This is a genomic window from Microbacterium sp. NPDC077391 (genome assembly GCF_040686955.1).
GTDB classification, from domain to species: Bacteria; Actinomycetota; Actinomycetes; order Actinomycetales; family Microbacteriaceae; genus Microbacterium; species Microbacterium commune.
Map to the genome: position 1 here is coordinate 418,431 of NZ_JBFBMI010000001.1, position 18,408 is coordinate 436,838.

Consider the following 18,408-nt stretch of genomic DNA (forward strand, 5'->3'; position numbering starts at 1 on the left):
ATGCCCGACCTCGATTCGATCTCGATCCTCACGCTGTGGACGGCCATCGCCGTCTACGCCGGCTCGTTCATCGCCTACGCCTTCGACCTCGCCCGTCGCTCCTCCGCGACGATCGCAGAGGTCGAGACGCCGGTGCTGGTCGCGGCCGGGGGAGCGGATGCCCGTGGCGCCGGCTCGCCGGCATCCGGAACCGCCGCAGGCGGCGCAGCCAGGAGCGGGAAGGCGAAGAGCGGCACGCCGCGCTACGTCTTCGCCCGCATCGGCACGGCGCTGGCGATCCTCGGCTGGCTGTTCCATCTCACGTCGACGCTGACCCGCGGCTTCGCCGCCGGACGCGTGCCGTGGGCGAACCTGTACGAGTTCGCGATGGTCGGCACGCTGCTGATCATGGCCGTGTACCTCGTGGTGCTCACCCGCATCGACCTGCGCTACCTGGGAACGTTCATCTCGGGGCTCGTGGTCGTGCTGCTGGGGGCCGCCGCGGCGAACTTCTACGTCGCGGTCACCCCGCTGGTCGACCCGCTGAAGTCGGTGTGGCTCGTGATCCACGTGTTCGTGGCATCGCTGTCGACCGCCCTGTTCGCGCTCGCCTTCGCTCTGTCGGTCATGCAGCTCATGCAGTCGCGGCGCGAGCGTCGCATCGCGGACGGCGTCGAGAACGCGGGTCCGGGGTTCCTGCGCACACTGCCGAACACGGTGCGTCTCGAGAACATGGCGTACCACTTCACGGTCGTGGGCTTCATCTTCTGGACCTTCACGCTGATCGCCGGCTCGATCTGGGCGCAGGACGCCTGGGGTCGCTACTGGGGCTTCGACGTGAAGGAGACCTGGACGTTCATCATCTGGGTGCTCTACGCCGGGTACATCCACGCCCGCGCGACGCGCGGCTGGCGCGGCAACCCGTCAGCATGGCTCTCGATCACCGGATTCACCGCCGTGATCTTCAACTTCGCGATCGTGAACGTCTTCTTCAAGGGCCTCCACGCGTACTCCGGCCTGAGCTGAGCTCAGCTCTTCGCCCACGAGGCCACCCACGCCGCGCGCACGTAGGAGAACAGACGAGGGCAGGACCTGGATCATCGGATCCGTCCTGCCCTCGTCTGTTCCCCTGCGCCCGCAGAGGCAGGCCGCAGGCGTCCGGATGCTAGGCCGCGGCCAGCACGGCCTTCGCTGACGTCGTGCGCCGGGTGGCCACCGCGATGGTGGCGGCACCGAGCGACAGCACAGCCCACACGACCAGGCCGGCGAAGGCCGCACCGCTCGGCTCGATCAGCCCGCTCAGAGCGGGCGCCGTCGGCATCGCGGCGCCGAGGCCCGCGAGCCAGTCGGGCACCGTCGAGATGAGGCTCGTCGCGAATGCCAGCACGCCCACCAGGGCGCTGATCCAGCGACCGATGCCGCCGAGCACGGCGACGAGCGCCTGGTTGATCGCGGCGAAGGCGATGCCGACGATGATCGCGAACCCGGCGAAGCCCCACCACGTCGCCGCGTCGTACGCCACGACCAGCTGCACGACCAGCGCGACCAGCAGGCCCTGCGCCGCACCGATCGCCGCGGCGGGCCAGAACCCGCGCAGCACCATGCCGGCCGACGAGCGTCGCGAGGTGAGCGCGCTGCCGGGAACCGCCCGCAGCACGACGAAGGACGCCAGCGCCCCGAACCACAGCACGACGGCCGACAGCAGGGGAATCGTCGCCGGACCGAAGAAGTCGTTCGTGTCGGAGCTCGAGGTGACCGGGTCGGCGATCACCGACGCGAGGGAGGTCGACTGCTCGTCGTCGAACGACGGCAGCGAGGTCGACGCGGTGCGCAGGCCCTCGGCGAGCTCGTCGGTGCCGGATGCCAGGTCGTCGAGTCCGCTCGAGAGCTCACCCGCACCGTCGCCGAGGGCGGTGATGCCGTCGCCGAGCTGCGACGCGCCGTCAGCGAGGCCCGATGCCCCGGTCGCCGACTGGCCCACGCCGTCGGCGAGCTGGCCCAGTCCGCTGCCGAGCTGGGATGCCGCCGTACCGGCCGTACGCAGCTGGCCGGCGATCGTCTTGGGAGCCTCGGTGCTCAGCTGCGTGAGCCCGTCGGCCGTTCCCGCGGCGGCCTGCGCCGCAGGCCCGGCGTACTGCGACGCGGCGCCGGCGGCCTGCGCGGCCTGTCCGGCCGGCTCGACCAGACCCCCGGCGAGCCCGGCCGCCTGATCGAGCTGGCCGCAGAAGTCGGGATTCGCGGTGCGGTCGCACTGCGCGGCGAGTCCGGCGAGCTGCTGCGACAGGCCGCTGACACCGGTCTGCACGCCGGCGGTCGCGGCAGCCGCGCCGTCCGCCGCCTGCTTCACCCCGGCGGTGGCCTGCTTGGCCCCGTTCGCGGCATCCAGCAGCTGACCCGGCACGAGTCCGCCGCTCTCCAGCGCCGCCGCACCCGAGATCAGACCCTGTCCGAGCTGCGTCGCGCCCGAACCGGCTTCGCGCGCCTTCCCGGCGATCGTGTTCAGGCCACCCGCGAGCTCACCCGCGCCGTCTGCGAGCTTGTTCGCCCCGTCGGCCAGCTGCGCCGCGCCGCCCGGGATCTCGGCCGCGCCGTCGGCCGCAGAGCGTGCACCGGCGGCGAGCTGGTCGGCGCCGTCGGCGGCATCCCCGATCTGGTCGCCGATGGTCTTGAAGCCGATCAGCACGTTGCCGACCGTCGCCTCGCTCAGCATCGTGCCGAGGGTCGAGGCGGCGACCGAGGCGATCTGCTGGCTGATCAGCCCGTCGGCCACGCGCCCGTCGGGCGGGGAGGTGACGCTGATCTCGGCCTGCTCGGCGGTTGCCTCACCGTCCTGCAGGGCGACGCCCGCCGAGGTGGCGTCCTTCGAGAACGACTTCGGGATCGTCACGATCGCCTGGTACCGGCCGTCGGCCATGCCCTCGGCAGCATCGTCCTCGTTCGAGATGACCCACGTGAGGTTCGAGTCGAGCTCATCCGAGCCCTCCACGAGTCCTGCGGCGAGCTGACGGCCGAGCGGGGTGTACTGCCCGTCGATGGTGACCGGCTTGTCGAGGTTGACGACCGCGGCGGTCATCTCCTCGAGGCGGTCGGTCGGGTCGTGCAGGGCGGCGACGAGGATCCCGCCGATCATCGCGGGCAGCAGCAGCACCCCGATGAGCGTCAGCCAGGTGATCGGTCGCCGGGAGCGTGCGCGTTCGATGGGAAGACTCATGCGGTCACCTCGGTCGGGTCGGGAAGGACGGAAGTGCGGGACAGATCCGAGACGGATGCCGGGGCGCGGCCGGCATCGACGAGCAGCCGCTGCGCGGCATCCGGATCCGTCGTGGTGAAGACCACGGCGAGAGCGTCACCGGCGTCGCGCAGCTGCGCGGCGATCTGGTCGCGGTGCGAGAGCGACATGCGCTCGATGCCGTGCAGGATGACCAGCGTCGTGTGACCGCGCAGCGCCTCGCCGACGTGAGCGGGGGCATCCGGCTCGTCGAGCAGCGCGACGCCGACGTGCGCGCGCACCCACACCGCGCGACCGGGCAGCAGGTGTCCGGCGACGCGCAGCCTCCCGGCATCCGGGGTCACCCGCCCCGCCAGCACGAGCGCCAGGGCGCGCAGCGCGCGCGACGTCGTTCCGGTGACGACCAGCGATCCACCCGGCGCGAGGCGCAGGTGCGCCCCGTGGATGTCCGCCTCGTCGACGACGAGGTCGTCGGCCGCGAGGACGCTCCCGTCACCCGGCCACGCCTCGAGCGCGCGCTCGCGCTCGACCGCCTCGCCCTCGATGTCGACGTGCGGCAGGATGCGCTGCATCCACCGCGGGATGCGCCACGCGCGGTCGCCGAGGATCGCCATCACCGCGGGGATCAGCGTCATGCGCACGAGGAACGCGTCGATCGCGATGCCCGCGGCGAGCCCGAGGGCGATCGGCTTGAGCGACGAGTCGCCCTCCGGCACGAACGCGACGAAGACCGCGAACATGATGAGCGCCGCCGCCGTGACCACGCGGGCGGTGCCGGCGAAGCCGGATCGCACCGCCTCGACGGCCGCAGCGCGACCAGAGCCCGCGGCGTGCACGAAGTCCTCGCGCATCCGCGAGACGAGGAACACCTGATAGTCCATGGCCAGGCCGAACAGCACACCCATCAGCACGATCGGCATGAAGCTGATGATCGGGCCCGTGCGCGCGACGTGCAGGGCATCCGCGAACCAGCCCCACTCGAAGACCGCGGCGACGACGCCGAACGCGGCGGCGATCGAGAGCAGATAGCCGATCGCCGCGGTGACCGGCACCCAGATCGAGCGGAAGACGATCGCCAGCAGGATCAGCGACAGGCCGATCACGAAGATGCCGAACGGAAGCAGCGCCGAGCCGAGCTGATCGGAGATGTCGATCGCGACGGCGGTGAATCCGGTGACCTTCAGGTCGATGCCGTACTCGTCGAGCCACTCGTCGTGGTGCGAGCGCAGTTCGCGCACGAGGTCGCTGGTGGCGGGGTCGTCGGGGGCGGTCTCGGGGATGATCTGCACGATGCCGGTGTCGGCCGTCTCGTTCGGCGTGGCCAGGGCGACCTCGCGCACGCCGGGCAGCTTCTCGACCTCGTCGCCGAGATCCTGCATGAGGTTCAGCGGATCGGTGGAGGTGACGATCGTGCCGGTGAGGATCAGCGGGCCGTTGAAGCCGGGGCCGAATTCCTCTGCGGTGAGGTCGTAGCTGATGCGCGCCTCGGATCCCTTCGGCAGCACGCCCGCGTTGGGCAGTGCGAGGTTGAGACTGAGCGCCGGGATCGCGACGATGCCGAGGCCGACGATGACCGCCGTGGCGACCATGACCGGACGCTTCGTGATGGCGTTCACCCAGCGCCGCGAGAAGGTGGGCCGAGGTGCGGCATCTGTCTTCCGGCGCGCGCGGCGCGGGCGCCCGGCGACGCGACCCTTGACGAAACCGAGCATCGCGGGGGTGAGCGTGACCGAGATGGCGACGGCGATCGCCACGGCGACCGAGGCGGCGACGCCCATGGTCGTCAGGAACGGGATGCCCGCGAAACCGAGCCCGATCAGGGCGATCAGCACCGTGACTCCGGCGAACACGACGGCCGAGCCGGCCGTGCCGACGGCTCGTGCGGCGGACTCCTCCGGATCGACGCCGTCGCGCACCTGATCCTGGTGCCGGGCGACGATGAACAGCGCGTAGTCGATGCCGACCGCGAGGCCGAGCATGAGCGCGAGCAGGGGAGTGGTCGACGAGACGGTCGCGAATGCCGTGGCGGCGAAGATGCCGGCCATCGAGATGCCGACGCCGAGCACTGCGGTCAGCAGGGGAAGGCCCGCGACGACGAACGAGCGGAACGTCACGATCAGCACGAGCAGGGCGATGAGCAGGCCGATCGCCTCGGTGATCGTGACGGTGGGGATCGACGTGGCGAACAGGTCGCCGCCGAGCGCCGCCTGCGATCCGTCCGGCAGCGCCGTGGCGAGGTCGTCGACGCGCTGCTGCAGGTCGTCTTTCACGCTGTCCGGCACGTCCGTCGACTGCCCGTCGAACTGCAGGCGCACGATCGCGGCGGTCTTCTCGTTGTTGACCATGCCGGTGATGTTCTCGTCGTAGGGCGACGTCACGGCGAGCACTCCGTCGATGCGCTGGAGATCCCGCACAGTGCTCTCGATGTCGTCGCGGTACGCGGTATCAGTGACGTCATCGCCGTCGGCGGCGACCACGATGAACTGGGCGTTCGTGCCGCTCACCTGGGGGAAGGTACGCTGCAGCTGCTCGAGTCCGGCCTGCGACTCGGTGCCGGGGATGGAGAACGTGTTGTCTGTTCCCGCGCCGAGCCCCACCGCGCCGCCGCCCGCGACGCCGAGCACGATCAGCCAGGCGACGAGCACACGCCAGGGGTGGCGGAACGACCATCGGCCGAGCGAGGAGAGAAGGGTGGACACGCGGCCTCCGCAGAATCTCGATACATGTCTGTATTGAATACGTAGATGTATCGTAAGGGCATCGGGATGCCGGATGCTGTGCACCCGATGTGAAGGAGGAGCCGATGTCGACGACGCGCAGCCGTGAGAACACCCGCGCGCGCCTGCTCGAGGCGGCTGCGCAGGTGTTCGCCGAAATGGGCCTGGAGGGCGCCACCGTCGAGGCCGTCTGCGAGCGGGCCGGATTCACCCGCGGTGCGTTCTACTCGAACTTCGAGTCGAAGGACGCCCTGTTCCTCGAGCTCGCCGCGTCGGTCGGCGAAGGGCGCCTGCAGGCCGTCCGCGAGCGGGTCTCGGCCCTCGTCGGCCAGAACGCCATCGACGACTGCGACCCGGCCGACCTCGTGCAGCAGATCATGGACTCCGGCGCCGATGACCGCGTCGGCGTGATGATGATGAGCGAGATCCGCATCCGTGCGCTGCGGGATCCGGGATTCGGCGCCGCGTACCTCGCACAGGAGGACGAGATGGTGGGCAGTATCGCCGCCATCATTCAGGAGATCGTCGACACGGGGCAGATCACTCTGCGCATCGGCGCGGAGGAGGCGGCCCGGCTGCTGATGATCGTGTGGGAGGGGATGATCGTGCGCGGCGCGATGAGCGGCGAGGATTCGGATCGACTGCGCCGCACGGGCAGCGAGGCCCTCGGCCGCATAGTCGAGCTGATCCGCCTCTAGACACAGGCCTATTCGCCTGCTCTGGTCGCCGGTTCTGGTCGACGGCCTCAGCCTCGGGTATCCAGCAGCGCGTGGCAGCGCTCGAGACGCGCCAGCCACCAGTCGCGCCGCTCGGGCGGCGCCTCCAGGCGCGCCAGTGCACCGGCATCCGGAATCACCCGCGCCGCAGACACCGAGCCGCCCACCGGGCGGGCGTCGGCGACGTCGTCGGTGAAGAGCGAGGCGGTGCCCAGCCCGCAGTCGAACTCGAGAGAGGGGAGGGATGCCGCGAGCGCCGCCCCCTGCGACAGCCCCACTGCGGTGTCGAGCGCGCTCGAGACGACCGCCGGCAGCCCTGCCTGCGCGACGATGTCGAGCGCTCGCCGGATGCCGCCGAGCGGCTGCGCCTTGATGACGACGAGATCCGCGGCGCCGGCGCGGGCGACCGCCAGCGGATCATCGGCCTTGCGGATGCTCTCGTCGGCGGCGATCGGGATGCCCATGTGCTTCACCCGACGGCGCAGCTCCGCGAGCTCGTCGACCGACGCGCAGGGCTGCTCGGCGTACTCGAGATCGAACTCGGCGAGAGCGTGGATGGCGTGCTCGGCCTCGTCGACGTTCCAGCCGGCGTTCGCGTCGACGCGGATCCGCCCTTCAGGCCCCACCTGCGCGCGTACGGCGCGCACGCGGGCGATGTCGTCGGCCAGCACCTGGCCGCGCTCGGCCACCTTGACCTTGGCGGTGCGGCATCCGTCGAATCGGGCGAGCACCTCGGGCACGCGCGCCGCCTCGACGGCCGGCACGGTGGCGTTGACGGGGATGCGCTCACGCAGCGCCCGGGGCTGCTCGTGCCAGGCGAAGTCGATCGCCGCAGCGAGCCAGGTGGCGGCCTCGGCGTCGGGGTACTCGACGAAGGGCGAGAACTCGGCCCAGCCCTGCGGTCCCTCGAACAGCAGCGCCTCGCGCACGTCGACGCCGCGGAAGCGCGTGTTCATCGGCAGGGCGACCACGCGGGCGGTCGCGAGCAGGTCGGCGAGGGGCGGCGTCATGCGTCCATCATGCCCGCGCATCCGGCTCGGGCTCTTCGTCGACACCCCATCTCGTGCTCACGCCCCCACCTCGCCCACACCCCCATCTCGTGCCGACACCCCTGGATGCGTAAGCCCGCAGGTAGGGGTGTCGACGGGAACCGGGGGTGTCGGCAGCGGAGGTCAGCCGGCCTTCTTCTGCAGCTCGCCGACGCGACCGGTGGGCCGGAAGCCGAGGCGGGTGTTGACGGCGAGCATGTGCGCATTCGACGCGGCGTTGTAGGTGTAGATGCGCGGCGTCTCCGGGGAGTGGCGCTGCTGCATCCGCAGGTTCTCGAGCTTCACGCGCAGGCCGAGACGGTGGCCGCGGTCCTCGCGGCGCACGAGAGTGCCCCACTGGTACGCGTTGCCGTCGTCGCCCGAGACGACGAGCTGCGTGTACGCGGCGACCCGGCCGTCGCCGTCAGAGCCACCGTTCCGAACGATGTGCGGCCCTGCATGGCCTGCATCTGCTCGTCGGCGCGGTAGTCGGCGACGTCGGCTGATGCGGCCTCGATGTCGAGCTCGCCGGTCGGCGCCTCGGTGTCGAGAACGGCGTCGAGAGCCGCCCACTCGGCGAGGATCTCGTCGGGCACCGGACCGACCCAGCTGCGGATCGCGTACCGCTCGGCGGGTGCCGCCTCGAGCAGCTCGTCGATGATCGCGTCATCGACCGGCAGCTCGAGGCGGTTCTGCAGGTCGCTGAGGGCGAGCGTGTATCCGTGCCGTCGCGCGAATTCGATTCCCGGCTGCCCGGCGCCGTCGTCGGGCTCGGATGCCGGCCACTCCGTCTCCGCGCGCAGGGTCGTGCGATCGGCGTCAGCCGCCTCGGCCTCGATGTGCGCGAGCAGGGCGGAGCCGACACCCCGTCGACGATGGGCGAGCGGCACGGTCACGCCGAGGGCGGCTGAGCGCAGGTTGTCTTTCAGGCTCAGGGCGAGCGATCCGCCGCCCACGACCGCGCCGTCGAGCACGGCGACGTAGGTGCGACGCTCGGTGGTCTCGGAGCGCTGCTGCATCTCGGCGCGGCTCTCTTCGAGGGTCCAGATCAGCGCGTTCTCGCCCATGTCGGCGCGCTTGGCCTCGGCATAGGCCTGCCACCACAGATTGTGCTCGACGGTGTGGAACGGATCGACGCGGCGGATCTGCACCGAGGTGTTCATCGCCCCAGACTACGGTCGCGATGTGACCATCAATGTGCCATTGACAATGGTATGTGTCACACAATATAGTCTCTCGCATGAGCGACAGCGAGTTCGACGTCCATCTGCAGGAGCTGCGGCGAGGCACCATCGTGCTCGCCAGCCTGCAGCTGCTGCGCACCCCGGGTTACGGGTACGGCCTGCTGGAGCAGCTGGCATCCGCCGGCTTCCCCACCGATGCCAACACGCTCTACCCGCTGCTGCGCCGACTCGAGAAGCAGGGCTATCTCGACAGCGAGTGGAACACAGACGAGGCGAGGCCCCGAAAGTTCTACCGCACCTCCGAGGCGGGCGTCCGCCTCGCGACCACACTGACTCAGGAGGTCGCGGCCATCGCCGCCGCGACCGCCGCGCTCCGCGACCAGGAGAACTGACATGACCGCCACACTGACCGACCGGTACATCGCCGCCACCGTGCGGAGCCTCCCAGCCGGGCTGCAGAAGGAGGTCGGCGACGAGCTGCGCGCCTCGATCGCGGATGCCGTCGACGCCCGCACCGCGAACGGCGAGGCTTTAGAGCATGCCGAGCACGCCGTGCTCACCGAACTGGGCGATCCCGCGGCGCTCGCCGCGGGATACGCCGATCGGCCGCTGCATCTGATCGGGCCGAAGTACTACCTGACCTGGTGGCGGCTGCTGAAGATCCTGCTCGCAATCGTGCCGGCCTGCGCAGTCGGCGGGGTCGCGATCGCGCAGGCGCTGGCCGGCGCGGGCATCGGCGAGATCATCGGCGAGGCCATCGTCGTCGCCCTGTCGGTGATCGTGCACGTCTCGTTCTGGACGACGCTGGTCTTCTTCATCCTCGAGCGGACGGGCGCCGACACCGGCGTCAGGTGGAGCGTCGATCAGCTGCCCGAAGATCCGCAGAACGGCACCGGGCACGCCGATCTGATCGCCTCGCTGATCATGCTCGCGCTGTTCGCCGGGGTGCTCGTGTGGGATCAGCTGCGCGGCTGGACGGCCTCCGCCGATGAGCCGCTGTCGATCCTGAACCCTGGGCTCTGGCCGTGGGGCATCGGCGCGCTGCTGGCGCTGCTCGTCGCCGAGGCCGTGCTCTCGGTCGCGGTCTTCGCTCGCGGGCGCTGGACGATGACCTTCGCCTGGATCAACGCCGCCCTGGCGGCAGTCGTCATGGTGCTCGGCCTGACCGCGCTGATGAACGGGACGCTGTACAACCGGCGTTTCGTCGACGAGGTGTTCCTGAGCAACGGGGTGGGCGATGACGCCGTGATCGTCCTCGCCGTGCTCACCGGCATCGGCATCGTGGGCATCACCGTCGGCGACATGATCGACGGCTGGCGCAAGGCCGCTCGCGCCCGCCTGGCCCGCTGATCCGCGGCCGCCCTCCCGCGGCGAGCGCCGGCGAGCCCCGGGCCGCCCTCCCACCGCCGAGCTCCCGCCGCCGAGCGCCGAGACCCCCAGATAACGCCGAGACCCCCACCTGCGGACGTTCCGAGGTGGGGGTCTCGCCGCGAAGTAGGGGTCTCGGCGCAGAAGACGGCGCCGCGGCGCGCGGCGTCAGCCCTTCGTGACGCTCTCGATCATGACCGGGGTCTTCGGGGCTCCGTCGGGGCCGCCGTTCTCGGTGCCGGCGGATGCGACATCCGCGACGATCGCGGTGGACGCCTCGTCGAGGTGGCCGAACACCGTGTAGCTCGGCGGCAGCTGGCTGTCGGCGTAGACGACGAAGAACTGCGAGCCGTTCGTGTCGGGCCCGGCGTTCGCCATCGCGAGCGTACCGGCCTCGTACGTCTCGGAGCCGTCGAGCTCGTCGGCGAACGAGTAGCCGGGGCCGCCCGTCCCCGTGGCGCTCGGGTCGCCGCACTGCAGCACGAAGATGCCCTCGGTGGTCAGGCGGTGGCAGGTGGTGCCGTCGAAGTAGCCCTGCTCGGCGAGCGAGAGGAAGCTGTTCACGGTGCACGGCGTCTTCGCGGCGTCGAGCGTCATCTTCAGCTCGCCGACGCCGGTCGCCACCGTGACCGGCACCTCGGCGGTCTCGGACGGCTCGGCAGCGGGCGCGTCGACCGCGGTCGACGCCGGACGGCCGTCCTCCGGGTAGGAGCACGTCCCGGATGCCTCGCTCGCAGACGACGACGGCGCGGGGTTCGATGAGCCCGGCTCGCCGGCATCCGGATTCGACGCGCAGCCCGTCAGGGCGAGCGCCGCAGCGGCGGTGAGAGCGAGCACGGAACGGCGGAGGTGAGTTGTCAGGCGCACGCCACGATCGTACGCGACCCGGTCGCACCGACCCGGTCGCACCGACCCGCAGGTGATTAGGCTGAGAGCCGTGACCGCCGACTTCGTCTCCGACATCTTCGACCCGTCCGAGTGGCAGCTCGCCCCCGGCGCCGAGGACTACACCGACATCACCGCGCACGTGTCGCTCGACGGGGGCGTCGCCCGCATCGCGTTCGACCGGCCCGAGGTGCGCAACGCGTTCCGCCCGCACACGGTCGACGAGCTCTACCGGGCCCTCGACATCGCGCGGCAGGATCCGCGGATCGGCGCCGTGCTGCTCACCGGCAACGGCCCGAGCCCGAAGGACGGCGGCTGGGCGTTCTGCTCGGGCGGCGACCAGCGCATCCGCGGTCGCGACGGCTACAAGTACTCCGACGACGAGGCGACGGTGCACGACACCGCGCGCGCCGGTCGGCTGCACATTCTCGAGGTGCAGCGGCTGATCCGGTTCATGCCGAAGGTGGTCATCGCCGTCGTGCCGGGCTGGGCGGCGGGCGGCGGACACTCGCTGCACGTGGTGTGCGATCTGACGGTCGCCAGCGCCGAGCACGGCAGGTTCAAGCAGACGGATGCCGACGTCGGCAGCTTCGACGCCGGTTACGGCTCGGCGTACATGGCACGACAGACCGGGCAGAAGATCGCCCGCGAGGTGTTCTTCCTCGCCGAGGAGTACTCGGCGCAGCGCGCCTACGAGATGGGCGCGGTCAACCGCGTCGTGCCGCACGCCGAGCTCGAGCGGGAGGCGCTGAAGATGGCGCGCACGGTGCTGACCAAGTCGCCCACCGCGATCCGGATGCTGAAGTTCGCCTTCAACGCCGTCGACGACGGGCTCGTCGGCCAGCAGGTGTTCGCCGGGGAGGCCACGCGGCTCGCCTACGGCACCGACGAGGCCGTCGAGGGACGTGACTCGTTCCTGCAGAAGCGCGACCCGGACTGGTCGCCCTTCCCGTACCACTTCTGAGCCCGTGGCCGAGGTGAGTCTGCGAACCGTCGACGGCGCGGATGCTGGCGCGGTGCGGGATGCCCTGCCGGCCGCGCTCGACGGAGCGGGCCCCCTGGCGCTCGGCTTCGAGCCCTCGGCGGAGGATGTGGTGCCCGAGGGCACCGCGGTGGTCATCGCCACCTCCGGGTCCAGCGGCATCCCCAAGCGCGTCGTGCTCAGTGCCGCCGCGATGCGGGCGAGTGCCGCGGCGACCGCCGCGCGGATCGGATCGGGGCAGTGGATGCTCGCCCTGCCCGCCGCGTACATCGCCGGCGTGCAGGTGCTCGGACGCTCGCTGCTCGCGGGCATCGACCCGGTGCCGCTCGAGGGCCGTTTCACCCCCGATGCCTTCGTCCGCGCGACCGCGACGCTGCGTGACGGCGTCGACCGGTTCACCTCGTTCGTGCCGGCGCAGCTTGCGACTCTGCTGGACGCAGCGGACGAGCAGCCGGGCGTGCGCGCCGCGCTCGAGTCGTACCGAGCGATCCTCGTCGGCGGACAGGCGCTGCCCGAGCGGCTGCGCGTCCGCGCCGACGCCGTGGGGGCGCGGATCGTGCGCACCTACGGCTCCAGCGAGACGGCCGGCGGGTGCGTCTACGACGGACGACCGCTCGACGGCGTCGGGCTCGCGGAGGTCGACGGAGAGGTGCGCATCAGCGGACCGATGCTCGCCGACGGGTACCTCGGAGACGACGAGCGCACGGCCCAGGTGTTCGTGCCCGGCTCCGATGGCGTGCGCTGGTACCGCACCGGCGACGCCGGCACCATCACGTCCGCAGGTCGTCTCGCCGTCACCGGCCGGATCGACAACGTGATCGTGTCGGGCGGCATCAACGTGTCGCTCGACCGGGTGGAGCGGGTCGTGCGCGGCATCCCGGGGCTGGAGCAGGCGGTCGTGGTCGGCGTGCCCGATGAGCGCTGGGGCGAGGCATCCGTCATCTTCGCCGACGTGCCCCACGGAGAGCAGCTGCTCGAGGCCGCCCGCGCGCGCGTCGAAGCCGAGATCGGCCGGCATGCCCGGCCGGCGCAGCTGCGCGCCGAGCGGGTTCCGACGCTGGCATCCGGCAAACCCGACCGCGAGTCTCTGCGTCGCCTCGCCCGCGACTGAGCCACCGCTGCGGCAGACTGGCCGCATGGCCGTCTACACGCACGGGCACCACGATTCGGTGCTGCGCTCGCACAACAACCGCACGGTGGCGAACTCCGCCGCCTACCTCGCGGGGCACCTGACACCCGACGACCATCTGCTCGACGTGGGAGCGGGCCCCGGCACCATCACCCTCGACTTCGCCGAGCGGGTGCACCGGGTCACGGCGACCGAGATCTCCGACGACGCGCTCGCCCTGTCGCGCTCCCTCGCCGCCGAGCGGGGGGCGACGAACGTCGACTTCTCCGTCGAAGACGTGCATGCGCTGAGCTTCGCCGACGACACCTTCGACGTCGTGCATGCCCACCAGGTGCTGCAGCACGTCGGCGACCCGGTGCAGGCGCTGCGCGAGATGCGCAGGGTCACCAGGCCGGGCGGCCTCGTCGCCGCCCGCGACGCCGACTACGCGGGTTTCATCTGGTTCCCGCTGCTGCCCGAGCTCGACGAGTGGCTGCGCCTGTACCGCGAGGCGGCGCGGCGCAACGGCGGCGAGCCGGATGCGGGGCGTCGCCTGCTCGCGTGGGCACGCGCCGCGGGCTTCACCGACGTCACCTCGACCGCGTCGACCTGGTGCTACGCGACGCCGGAGGAGCGAGCGTGGTGGGGCGGGATGTGGGCCGACCGCATCCTGCAGTCCGCACTCTCGACACAGCTCGAACGCGACGGGCTCGCGGATCGGGCGCAGCTGCAGCAGATCAGCGACGCCTGGCGCGCCTGGGCATCCGACGGCGACGGCTGGTATCTCGTCCCGCACGGCGAGATCCTCTGCCGAGCCTGAGTCGCGCCGGCCGCTACGCGTCGGCAGGTCCCAAATGGCCGCTTCAGTCGCCCGGAGGCGGCCATTCGGGCCCACTCGGCTGCCTCGGATGCCCGGATACATCTCGAGGCGGACGCGCGGCGCGCACCCCCTCCCGTAGCGTGAAGGGGTGATCCGCCGCATCCCCGCCCCCTGGCTCGTGCTCGACATCGTCGGGGCGATCGTCGGCCTGCTGATCACCGTTCCCCTGTCGCTGACCTTCAGCGGCGGGCAGCTGAGCTTCTGGATGCCCGATCCGCCCTCGGCCGTCATGCTCGTCGCGGTCTCGATGCTGCTCTGGGGGGCGGCCGCGATCAGCCGGCTCTCGCCGCCGATCGCCCTCGTCGTCGCGTGGACGGGCGCGCTGCTGCAGATGGCCGCGGGCCTGCCGCCGCTTCCGCTCGATCTCGCCATCTTCGTGGTGCTGTTCGCTGCCGCCGCCTGGGGCACGAAGCGCATGATGTGGATCGGCGGCGCCTCCGCCGTCGGCGGCGGCCTCATCGCCGGCGTCTACATCGGCGTGCTCCAGTACGACTTCACGGCCGCGGTGACCGCGCCCTCGCCGATCGAGATGCGGCTCGTGCTGCTGAGCATCACGATGGGGCTGACGATCGTGCTCTCGCTCGCCATGGCCTGGGGCGCCGGGCTGCTCTGGCGGCTGGTGCGCCAGAGCCGCGCGAACCGCGAGGCGCAGCTGCGTGCCGAGACCGCGGCGGCCGAAGAGCAGGAGCGCGTGCGCATCGCCCGCGACATGCACGACATCGTCGCGCACTCGCTCGCCGTGGTGATCGCGCAGTCCGATGGCGCACGCTACGCCGCGGCCGCGCGACCCGAGCTCGCGCAGGAGGCGCTGACCACGATCGCGCAGACCGCGCGCTCCGCGCTGTCGGATGTGCGGATGCTGCTGACCCAGCTGCGCCACCGGCAGGGCGACGGCCCCCAGCCCACACTCGCCGATCTGGAGACGCTGTTCGCCCAGGTGCGTCAGGCGGGCGTCGAGCCGCGGGTGTCGGTGGATCCGATGCCGCAGGCCGAACCGCCCGGCGCCGTGCAGCTGGCGGTCTACCGGATCCTGCAGGAGGCGCTCACCAACGCCATCCGGCACGGCGAGGGCGACGTCGACGTGCGTCTGTCGTGGTGGGCCGATCGAGTCGACCTTCTCGTGCACAACCGGATCGCCGCCGTGACCACGGCCGCGGACGCGTCGACGAGTGCGCACGGCGGCCACGGCCTCATCGGAATGCGCGAGCGCGCTCAGCTGATGGGCGGAACGCTCACGGTGCAACATGAGCCGAGCCGCTTCACCGTGCGCGCTACGCTTCCGATCGGCCCCTCGGCGAACTGAGCGGGCCGCAGACGACCAGGAGGTCACGGATGATCAGGGTCGTGCTCGTCGACGATCAGGCGCTGTTCCGCGCGGGTGTGCGGATGCTCGTCTCGTCGCAGCCCGACATGGACGTCGTCGGCGAGGCCGGCGACGGCCGTGAGGCCATCGAGGTGATCGGACGCACCCGCCCCGACGTGGTGCTGATGGACATCCGGATGCCCGTCATGGACGGCCTGACCGCGACCGCGCAGGTGCTCACCCAGCCCGAGCCGCCGCGCATCGTCATGCTCACGACCTTCGACCTCGATGAGGCCGCGGCACGGGCGATCCAGCAGGGCGCCAGCGGATTCCTGCTGAAGGACGCCGATCCGGAGTTCCTGCTCGCCGCGATCCGGACGGTCGATTCCGGGTCGAGTGTGATCGCGGCCTCCGCCACCCGCGAGCTGTTCGCGCACTTCACCACCGAGACCAAACCCGTGCCGGCCGAGTACGCCGACCTCACCGACCGTGAGCGGGAGATCTTCGCGCTCGCCGCGCGTGGGCTGTCGAACTCCGAGATCGCGGCGCGCGAGTACCTCAGCGAGGCGACCGTGAAGACCCACATCAGCCGCATCCTGAACAAGCTGCGCGTGCGCGACCGCGTGCAGCTGGTCGTCTTCGCCTTCGAGCACGGCCTGGCCTGACCGTCGTACTCCTGCGGGCGCGCAGGGATCATCCCTGCGATGTACGCGGATGCCATCGCCGGGCCGATGTGCCCGCCGGGGCGGCGGAAATAGCGTCGAGGGCATGGAGATCACGACCTCGGACCTCGGCCTCGCCGCACGCGTCCAGCACCTCACCAAGACCTACGGGGCCGGCGCCGCGGGCGTCCGGGCCCTCGACGACGTCAGCGTCGGCATCCGCCGCGGCCAGTTCACCGCGATCATGGGGCCGTCCGGGTCGGGCAAGTCCACGCTCATGCACATCATGGCCGGGCTCGACGCCCCCACCGAGGGGCGCGCCTGGATCGGCGACACCGAGATCACCGGGCTCGGCGACCTCGAGATGACCGTCCTGCGCCGTCGCCGCGTGGGGTTCATCTTCCAGGCGTTCAACCTCGTGCCGACCCTCGACGCCCTCGGCAACATCCTGCTGCCCTTCGAGCTCGACGGGCGCCGGCCGACGGCCGTCGAACGGGCGCGCATCGACGGCCTCGTCGAGCGCCTCGGTCTGGCATCCCGCCTCACCCACCGGCCGCACGAGCTCTCGGGCGGACAGCAGCAGCGCGTGGCGATCGCCCGCGCACTGGCCACCGCACCCGACCTCGTGTTCGCCGACGAGCCGACCGGCAACCTCGACTCGCGCAGCGGCCGCGAGGTGCTCGCGCTGCTCGCCGGGGCGAGCCGCGACCACGGCCAGTCGATCGCGATGGTCACGCACGACGCGATCGCGGCGAGCCACGCCGACCGGGTGCTGTTCCTCGGCGACGGCCGCATCACCGCCGACCATCCGAAGCAGAGCGCCGAGCAGATCGCCGCGTACATGCTCGCCGCGGAGGTGGCGGCGTGAGCGCGGCCGCCGCGGCGATGTCGCTTCTCGAGCCGACCCGCCCGCGCCCGGCACGCCTCGGCTGGCTGCGCGAGCGGGGGATGGGAGCGAGCATCCTGGTCTCGGCGCTCGCCGCCGCCTTCGGCGTGATCCTCGTCGAGGTGACCGCCTACCTCGCAGCGGTGCTGCAGTCCGACCCGTTCATCGGCGACAGCGAGGTGCTCGCCATCGTGGTGGCGATCCTGTCGGTGCTGCTCGTCGCGGTCGCGATGTACGTGGCCGCGATCGTCACCGCGAACACGTTCTCGACCATCATCGCCGGCCGGACGCGCCGCATCGCCTTGCTGCGTCTGATCGGCGCCTCGGCCCGCTCGCAGCGTGCGGAGGTCACCGGTCAGGGGTTCGTGGTCGGCCTGATCGGAGCGGGCGTCGGTCTGGTGGTCGGCGTCGGCTTCGCGGCGCTCGGGGTGCTTGCCGGCGAGCTGCTGCTCGATCGCACCCCGGCGGAGTTCACGCTCGCGCAGCCCGGTGTGCTGTTCCCCGTGGTGGGCGTGGCGCTGACGACGTGGCTCGCCGCCTGGATCGGATCGCGTCGCGTGCTCACCGTCACGCCCCTGCAGGCACTCGGCGGCTCGGTCGAGCGCACGCACGCTGAGGAGGCCGGCCGCCGCGGCAGACACGTGGGCGCTCTGGTGCTGATCGTGGCCGGAGCCGCGCTGCTCGCCACCGGCGTCCTGCTCGGGCTGGTCACGCCACTGGGCGTGGTCGTGGCGTTCTTCGGCGGGCTGTCCTCGTTCACCGGCCTGGCGACCGCGTCGCCGCTGTTCATGCCCCCTGTGCTGCGCCTGGTCGGCCGGTTGTTCGGCAACGAGGCGACGGCGCGGCTCGCGGCGGAGAACGCGCTGCGGCATCCGGAGCGGTCGAGTCGGATGGCGATCGGCGTGGTGATGGGGGTGGCGCTGGTGACGATGTTCGCCGTCGCGCTGGAGTCGGTGAAGGCGCTGCTGATGCGCCAGAGCGAGGGAGAGTTCGTCGACGGCTTCTTCGCCCCGATGGACGCGTTCGCGAGCATCATGATGGTGCTGGTCGCCGTGTCGGCGGTCATCGCCGCGGTGGGCCTGGTCAACCTGCTCACCATCGGCGTCGTGCAGCGTCGTCGTGAGCTCGGGCTGCTGCGCGCGATCGGACTGACCTCTGCCCAGGTGCGCCGGATGGTGCTGCTCGAGGCCGTGCACATCACGGTCGCCGCCACCCTCACCGGTCTCGCGCTCGGCATCGCGTACGGGTGGATCGCCGCGCAGTCGCTGCTCGGCTCGGTGCCCGTGCTGCCCGACTTCGAACCGGCCGGGCTCGTGTACCCGGCGGTGCCGTGGATCCCCGTGGTGATCATCGTCGTCGCGACCGCCGTGCTGACCGTCGTCGCCGCGGTCACCCCGACTCGCCTCGCGACGCGAGTCGCCCCCGTCGAGGCGCTCGCCGCCGACTGAGCACTGCCCTCCAGCCGGGTGGCGTGCGGGTGG

At 71.5% G+C, this 18,408-nt stretch carries 17 protein-coding genes; 11 read left to right on the top strand and 6 right to left on the bottom strand.

Annotated features, from left to right (window positions below):
- Positions 1-1,005 carry a c-type cytochrome biogenesis protein CcsB gene (ccsB, locus tag AB0O65_RS01940; protein WP_363382570.1) on the top strand — a complete coding sequence of 335 codons (1,005 nt, stop codon included), beginning with the start codon at positions 1-3 and terminating at the stop codon, positions 1,003-1,005.
- Positions 1,006-1,144: 139 nt separating this feature from the next.
- Here the strand turns inward: ccsB and AB0O65_RS01945 are convergent, their stop codons facing one another.
- Complete coding sequence (locus tag AB0O65_RS01945; protein ID WP_363382573.1) at positions 1,145-3,190, bottom strand: YhgE/Pip family protein; 2,046 nt, start codon at positions 3,188-3,190, stop codon at positions 1,145-1,147.
- Positions 3,187-5,907, bottom strand: a complete 2,721-nt coding sequence (locus AB0O65_RS01950) for an MMPL family transporter (protein WP_363382576.1) — start codon at positions 5,905-5,907, stop codon at positions 3,187-3,189. Before AB0O65_RS01950 ends, AB0O65_RS01945 begins: the two co-directional genes overlap by 4 nt.
- 104 nt (positions 5,908-6,011) lie before the next feature.
- On the opposite strand from AB0O65_RS01950, the gene AB0O65_RS01955 reads away from it, so the two are divergent.
- Positions 6,012-6,623, top strand: a complete 612-nt coding sequence (locus AB0O65_RS01955; RefSeq protein WP_363382579.1) for a TetR/AcrR family transcriptional regulator — start codon at positions 6,012-6,014, stop codon at positions 6,621-6,623.
- A 47-nt stretch (positions 6,624-6,670) separates the two neighbouring features.
- Here the strand turns inward: AB0O65_RS01955 and AB0O65_RS01960 are convergent, their stop codons facing one another.
- From AB0O65_RS01960 to AB0O65_RS01970, 3 genes are all read right to left on the bottom strand, one after another.
- Entirely contained in the window at positions 6,671-7,651 is a 981-nt protein-coding gene (locus AB0O65_RS01960) for an o-succinylbenzoate synthase (RefSeq protein WP_313478925.1), read from the bottom strand.
- Between the two features lie 162 nt (positions 7,652-7,813).
- The gene (locus AB0O65_RS01965; protein WP_363382582.1) at positions 7,814-7,975 is read right to left on the bottom strand and encodes a hypothetical protein; all 162 of its coding nucleotides are present in this window, start codon (positions 7,973-7,975) and stop codon (positions 7,814-7,816) included.
- Complete coding sequence (locus AB0O65_RS01970; protein ID WP_363382584.1) at positions 7,972-8,832, bottom strand: GNAT family N-acetyltransferase; 861 nt, start codon at positions 8,830-8,832, stop codon at positions 7,972-7,974. Before AB0O65_RS01970 ends, AB0O65_RS01965 begins: the two co-directional genes overlap by 4 nt.
- 77 nt (positions 8,833-8,909) lie before the next feature.
- Here AB0O65_RS01970 and AB0O65_RS01975 point away from each other — a divergent pair, with 77 nt between their 5' ends.
- Together AB0O65_RS01975 and AB0O65_RS01980 are read left to right on the top strand one after the other, a co-directional pair.
- The gene (locus AB0O65_RS01975; protein ID WP_071644049.1) at positions 8,910-9,245 is read left to right on the top strand and encodes a helix-turn-helix transcriptional regulator; all 336 of its coding nucleotides are present in this window, start codon (positions 8,910-8,912) and stop codon (positions 9,243-9,245) included.
- A gap of 1 nt (position 9,246) precedes the next feature.
- Positions 9,247-10,203, top strand: coding sequence for a hypothetical protein (locus AB0O65_RS01980; RefSeq protein WP_191712120.1), 957 nt, complete (start codon positions 9,247-9,249; stop codon positions 10,201-10,203).
- 186 nt (positions 10,204-10,389) lie between these two features.
- Here the strand turns inward: AB0O65_RS01980 and AB0O65_RS01985 are convergent, their stop codons facing one another.
- Complete coding sequence (locus tag AB0O65_RS01985; protein WP_363382588.1) at positions 10,390-11,088, bottom strand: peptidylprolyl isomerase; 699 nt, start codon at positions 11,086-11,088, stop codon at positions 10,390-10,392.
- Positions 11,089-11,158: 70 nt separating this feature from the next.
- Between AB0O65_RS01985 and AB0O65_RS01990 the strand changes: the two genes are divergently transcribed.
- The 7 genes from AB0O65_RS01990 (at position 11,159) to AB0O65_RS02020 (ending at position 18,375) form a co-directional block, all read left to right on the top strand.
- A complete protein-coding gene (locus AB0O65_RS01990; RefSeq protein WP_363382590.1) occupies positions 11,159-12,070 on the top strand; it encodes a 1,4-dihydroxy-2-naphthoyl-CoA synthase in 912 nt (303 codons plus the stop codon).
- Positions 12,071-12,083: 13 nt separating this feature from the next.
- Positions 12,084-13,199, top strand: coding sequence for an AMP-binding protein (locus tag AB0O65_RS01995; protein ID WP_363383502.1), 1,116 nt, complete (start codon positions 12,084-12,086; stop codon positions 13,197-13,199).
- Between the two features lie 25 nt (positions 13,200-13,224).
- Positions 13,225-14,016 (top strand): methyltransferase domain-containing protein, encoded by a 792-nt coding sequence (locus tag AB0O65_RS02000; RefSeq protein WP_363382593.1) that lies wholly within the window; start codon positions 13,225-13,227, stop codon positions 14,014-14,016.
- Between the two features lie 148 nt (positions 14,017-14,164).
- Positions 14,165-15,379: a histidine kinase gene (locus tag AB0O65_RS02005; protein WP_363382596.1), complete on the top strand. Its 1,215-nt coding sequence runs from the start codon at positions 14,165-14,167 to the stop codon at positions 15,377-15,379.
- 29 nt (positions 15,380-15,408) lie between these two features.
- Positions 15,409-16,044 carry a response regulator transcription factor gene (locus AB0O65_RS02010; RefSeq protein WP_363382599.1) on the top strand — a complete coding sequence of 212 codons (636 nt, stop codon included), beginning with the start codon at positions 15,409-15,411 and terminating at the stop codon, positions 16,042-16,044.
- 103 nt (positions 16,045-16,147) lie between these two features.
- Entirely contained in the window at positions 16,148-16,909 is a 762-nt protein-coding gene (locus AB0O65_RS02015) for an ABC transporter ATP-binding protein (protein ID WP_363382602.1), read from the top strand.
- An 80-nt stretch (positions 16,910-16,989) separates the two neighbouring features.
- Entirely contained in the window at positions 16,990-18,375 is a 1,386-nt protein-coding gene (locus AB0O65_RS02020) for an FtsX-like permease family protein (RefSeq protein ID WP_363383504.1), read from the top strand.
- The last annotated feature ends 33 nt before the right edge of the window (positions 18,376-18,408 follow it).